General features: G+C 29.5%; 6 protein-coding genes. 5 read left to right on the top strand and 1 reads right to left on the bottom strand.

Annotated features, from left to right (window positions below):
- Window positions 1-326: 326 nt before the first annotated feature.
- From LX95_RS14290 to LX95_RS14270, 5 genes are all read left to right on the top strand, one after another.
- Window positions 327-773, top strand: coding sequence for a hypothetical protein (locus LX95_RS14290; RefSeq protein ID WP_111542136.1), 447 nt, complete (start codon window positions 327-329; stop codon window positions 771-773).
- A gap of 42 nt (window positions 774-815) precedes the next feature.
- Window positions 816-1,430, top strand: coding sequence for a hypothetical protein (locus LX95_RS14285; RefSeq protein ID WP_111542135.1), 615 nt, complete (start codon window positions 816-818; stop codon window positions 1,428-1,430).
- 163 nt (window positions 1,431-1,593) lie between these two features.
- Window positions 1,594-2,373 (top strand): hypothetical protein, encoded by a 780-nt coding sequence (locus LX95_RS14280; protein WP_111542134.1) that lies wholly within the window; start codon window positions 1,594-1,596, stop codon window positions 2,371-2,373.
- Between the two features lie 220 nt (window positions 2,374-2,593).
- Window positions 2,594-3,358, top strand: coding sequence for a hypothetical protein (locus LX95_RS14275; RefSeq protein ID WP_111542133.1), 765 nt, complete (start codon window positions 2,594-2,596; stop codon window positions 3,356-3,358).
- A 240-nt stretch (window positions 3,359-3,598) separates the two neighbouring features.
- Entirely contained in the window at window positions 3,599-4,114 is a 516-nt protein-coding gene (locus LX95_RS14270; RefSeq protein WP_111542132.1) for a hypothetical protein, read from the top strand.
- A 152-nt stretch (window positions 4,115-4,266) separates the two neighbouring features.
- Here the strand turns inward: LX95_RS14270 and LX95_RS14265 are convergent.
- Window positions 4,267-4,566 (bottom strand): transposase (locus LX95_RS14265; protein WP_146240802.1); only part of this gene is annotated, 300 nt, incomplete at its 5' end.

Below are 4,566 nucleotides of genomic sequence, written 5' to 3'. Positions count from 1 at the left end.
TGAACTTTCCAACTTAATTTGTGGATGTCGATGCCAATGTATAACTTTGGTTGAGCAGTGGGTACAGTTTTCATATCTTATTGTTTTGGTGAACTTTAAAGATACTGGATCCACTGCTTTTTCATCGATGCTATAACAAATAGCTACGTATTTTCTAAACCGAAAATTTTGGTATATTTGGTAAGTCGCCAAATCTTTTGATTTGGCATTTGAAAAGAAAAGATAAAAGCAAAATACAAAATATTTGGCTTGTTGCGTGGCGGAAAAACACTCGCTAACTTGCACGCTACTTGTCATATACAAACTCGTTGGCAGTAATTTGAAAAATGAAAACAAAAATATTAGCCATTTTAATTTTGTTGGTAAGTTTTTCTTGCACTAAAGAAAGAAAAATTGGAGTTTTAAAAGTTAATGGCTTGAAAAACATATTTATCACTATTTATCAAGATAGGGAGTTTGATTTTGTTACTGGACTTTATTATGAAATTTCCGATTCTGAAAAAGAAATAATTATTCCGGAAACTCATTTAATTGGCACGAACGATTATATCACAAGTTTGGAAAATTTTCAAGCAAAATCTATTGATAGTACTTTATATCTAACGTGGGGGAATGTAAATGAAGTTTTTGCAGTTTACGATTTAAAATCCGGTAAAGGATATCCTCGAGGTAAAACTAACGATGATTGGGGAAAAGAATTAGAAATAGGAAATGAACTTATTAAAAAATTAAAAGAAAAAAAGCCCAAATTAAATGCAAATTGGGATAAATAATTATACCCTAAAACATTTACCCTTAATTAAAGTTACCTAAAAATGAAAATTCTAATTAAAGTTTTACTAGTAAGCTTTTTTATTAGCTGTAAACCAAAATCAGATAATAAAATAAATAGTATAGAAATATCGGATATAAATAATAAAATAGAAAATTGTGAGATTATTAAAGAGCATATTTTCTCAAATAAAAACTCTAGCGATACATTTAAAATTATTTATGACTGTAATAATCTAGAAGGTCCGATGATTTTCCAAATAATAAATAATGCAAGGATAACGATTTATAAAAAGGAATTTTTAGGTATTCAGTTGTATGATTATGAAAGACCTTGGTATTTATATGTAACAAATCCTAAAAGAGTCGAGGGTTTTGATCATAAGAAAATGAATAAACATCTAACCGACAGTTTACAAAAAGCAGACTTAAAATATATAAAATCTAGGATTAACAATTTTTTCGATGAGGAAAAATTTATTAAAAATCCATTATCTAATATTGATAAAGATTTTATAAATCAAAAAAGTTTAAACAAAATTGATAACGATAAAATAATTGTTGGATTTTCATATAAACTTTTTGAAGGTGGAGGTTTTGAAATTATTGGATATTCTAAAAAATTAAATAAGACAGTCTTAATCGCAGGCTGTTGCTAATAAAACTACTGCCAACAACGTATACCAACAATTGCGGCTTTGTGTCCTGCGGATACAACCGCGCAAGCATAAAAGTCGGGATTTTTTTCTATCTTAGTTCTATAATTCCCGCAACTGACAGGTATACAAAACCGTTGTAAAACATTTACCAAATCAAGAAACTATGAGAAAAATTTTAAGTTTAGTAATATTAATTGGCTTTTTTTCGTGTAAAAATTTAGAAAAAGAAAATAACCTGAACCAAAAAGAAACTGAATTAACTCAAAAAGAAAATCAACTTGAATCGAAAACAAAAGAGCTCGAAGTTAAAGAACAAATACTAAAACTTAATTCGGAAGTTAAGAATAACATTATTCATTGTGAAAATAAAAAGTTTACTATTAAAGTTGACAACCTTAAAAATGGAGATATAAGATACATTTCTTGGAATAAACCAAAAACAATTTCTGACGAGCCGAATCTAATATTATATGACGGAAAAGTAGAACGACAAGGAACTGGTGGTGGTTATCACTACGTTTTCAAAAGTGGAGAATGGAGTTATATTATAGAAAATAACTTGATGGGAGAAACTGCCGAATCAATGGGAATATTTCTAAAGTTACTTAACAATGGAAAACAAAAACAGTATTCCAAAATGACTGATTTAACTACCGAAAAAGATTACGACTTAAAATCTTACTCAAGAAAGAATTTAATCGGAAATTGGTGGACACCACACTATGCTGTAAGAAAAGTACGCTTTAACGAAAATGGAACATTCCTTTTTGAAAATGGAGACGGAAAAAATTTCAAAGGAAAATTTGAATTTAATGATAAATCTGTAATTCTAAATTTCGACAACGGACTTGATAAAGTAATGACAATTGGTGGCGGATATGATGATACAAGTTTAACATTAACAGGTGGTGGAGAAAATTTTGTGAAAGAATGGAGCGAATAAAAACGTTTTACAACAATGTATATAGCTCATAGCTAATCAGTTGCTTAATCGAAGATAAGGCGTATTTGGAAAGTCGCCAAATTTTTAAATTTGACGACTTTCCAACAAAAAAGGTAAATAGTAAAATTTAAAAATCTGGCTTGTGCTCAATCCGAAAATAATTCTCTAATTTAGACGCTACGAGCCATATACAAGACCGTTGTGTGTAATCTAAAAAAAAATGACGAACTATAAAACAATCATATTTTTAATTCTATCAATTGTAATCTTTTCTTGCAATTCAGAAGTCAAGCAAAAATCAAAATTAGTTGAACAGAAAAATAACGAAACTTCAGATACGGAACCAACATATGAATTAGAAGAAAAAGTTAAATACAGAGATACAATTCAAATTAATTATTTAAAGAATAAAAAACTTCTAAATATTTTAACATTACTACCTGAAAGCACAATGGACAGTTGGGAATGGAGCAAAAAAGACAGAGAGAGAACTGTAGAATTTATCGAAAAAAATAATTTCATAATTGACTCAACTCAAATGTATAATAATATAAAATATATTAAACCAAATACAATAGGAATTCAAGTTGTTGATGGATTTTGGACATTATCAATCTATGAATTTAATGAAAACGATTATTTTGTTGTCACAAACGATATTGTTGGAGACGGAAATGATATTCAAACATTTAACTTCAAAAACGGTAAACTAACACCAACCAAAATGGTCAATTGGTTCAGTGAATTTGACAACAAACTACTTTTAAATAAATCAACCGATTGTATCGAATTACTGGAAGAAAATCAATTGACTTATAATTATAATTTTAACGACAAGAATATAATTTTAATTTCCTCTTGGTTATTGAACGAAAGTGAAAACAAAAATTGTCTTATAGGAAACTCAATAAAATACGAACTAAATAAAGAAAAAAGAACATTTGACATAGCAGACATCTATTGGAAAAAGGACAAATCCGAATAAAAAAGACTACACACAACAACGTGTATAAAACATAGCTATTACAGGATTTTCGAGAGGTTTTTGCTTATTTATTAAGTCCGCCAAATTTTTATTTTTGTATATTTAGAAATTAAAAGATATATAGAAAAAATAAAAATTCGGCTCGTGCAAAATCCGAAAAGTTAGTGTTTATTTATACGCTACGTTTCATACACAAGACCGTTATGTGCAAGCTGAAGAAAGATTCGAACTAAAAATAAAATGACTGAACAATCAATAATAAAACAGATTGGAAAACCTGCCGAAATCGATTTGCAAAAACCGAAAGCGATTGGAAGTACAGGATTTTATTTAAAGTCATTTAAAACGAAAAATCTCGAAACTGAATCTCTAAAAATTGACTCGAAATGCAACTTTGAAAAGCGAACTGGCGGAATTTTATTGCGTGCGAATTATTCCAATAAATTAACTGCTATTCCTATTGCGAATGAAAACATTATTGGGATCTCACTCAAACGCGGAAAAGAAGATATTAATCCATTTTTTTTATCACCAATGTGGATTTTATTAAAACTCGGAGTTTCTATATTAAAAGCTCGATATTTTAGATTTTGGCTTCACGAATATTCAATTGACCAAATGGAACTGAATATCAAAACGAATGAATATGAAATGGAATTCATTGCTAATGGATATTTATTTGAGCGACAATTAAGTTTCTTTGAGAATCTGAATTGCGGAAACAAATTAAAAACGGAAAGAAAAGCCAGCACATAACATCGTGTATAAAAAAATGCTACATTAGTGCTTAAATAAAGTTAGTTGCACTTTTGTTACGTCTGATTTTCCTGCGGAAAATCCTCGCTCACAAAAACGCAACTTTTCATACACGTATTCCAAGATCAAATCCTAATAAAAACCAGTTTTTATTATGCTGCGTGTTGCTGAAGAACCACATAAGGTGTCCCTCGCTTAACTACAGCAAATGCTCGAGCTATTAGTTTATTTCTAACATTATTTACTGCTAACATTTTATCTTTTCCTTCGGCTAATTTTTTGTTATAATATAACCGTAATTCACTATCGTGTTGGATTGCCGATACACTGGCCATACTCAATAAGCTTTTCATTTTCCTGTCTCCCAAATAATGACATTGCTTTCTGCGATGAATACTAGTTCCTGAACGATGCTCGAAGGGAGCCGTTCCGCAATAACTGGAAAAGGCTCG

Origin of the sequence: Mesonia algae (assembly GCF_003253545.1) — a bacterium.
In the GTDB taxonomy this organism is placed as follows: Bacteria; Bacteroidota; Bacteroidia; order Flavobacteriales; family Flavobacteriaceae; genus Mesonia; species Mesonia algae.
Note: the sequence above shows the minus strand (reverse complement) of the source record. Positions and strands in the feature narration are given on the sequence as shown.

Bases quoted from the DNA above. Each gene is read 5' to 3' on its own strand.
- LX95_RS14270 (WP_111542132.1), top strand. From the start codon at position 3,599: ATGACTGAACAATCAATAATAAAACAGATTGGAAAACCTGCCGAAATC.
- LX95_RS14290 (WP_111542136.1), top strand. From the start codon at position 327: ATGAAAACAAAAATATTAGCCATTTTAATTTTGTTGGTAAGTTTTTCT.
- LX95_RS14275 (WP_111542133.1), top strand. From the start codon at position 2,594: ATGACGAACTATAAAACAATCATATTTTTAATTCTATCAATTGTAATC.
- LX95_RS14280 (WP_111542134.1), top strand. From the start codon at position 1,594: ATGAGAAAAATTTTAAGTTTAGTAATATTAATTGGCTTTTTTTCGTGT.
- LX95_RS14285 (WP_111542135.1), top strand. From the start codon at position 816: ATGAAAATTCTAATTAAAGTTTTACTAGTAAGCTTTTTTATTAGCTGT.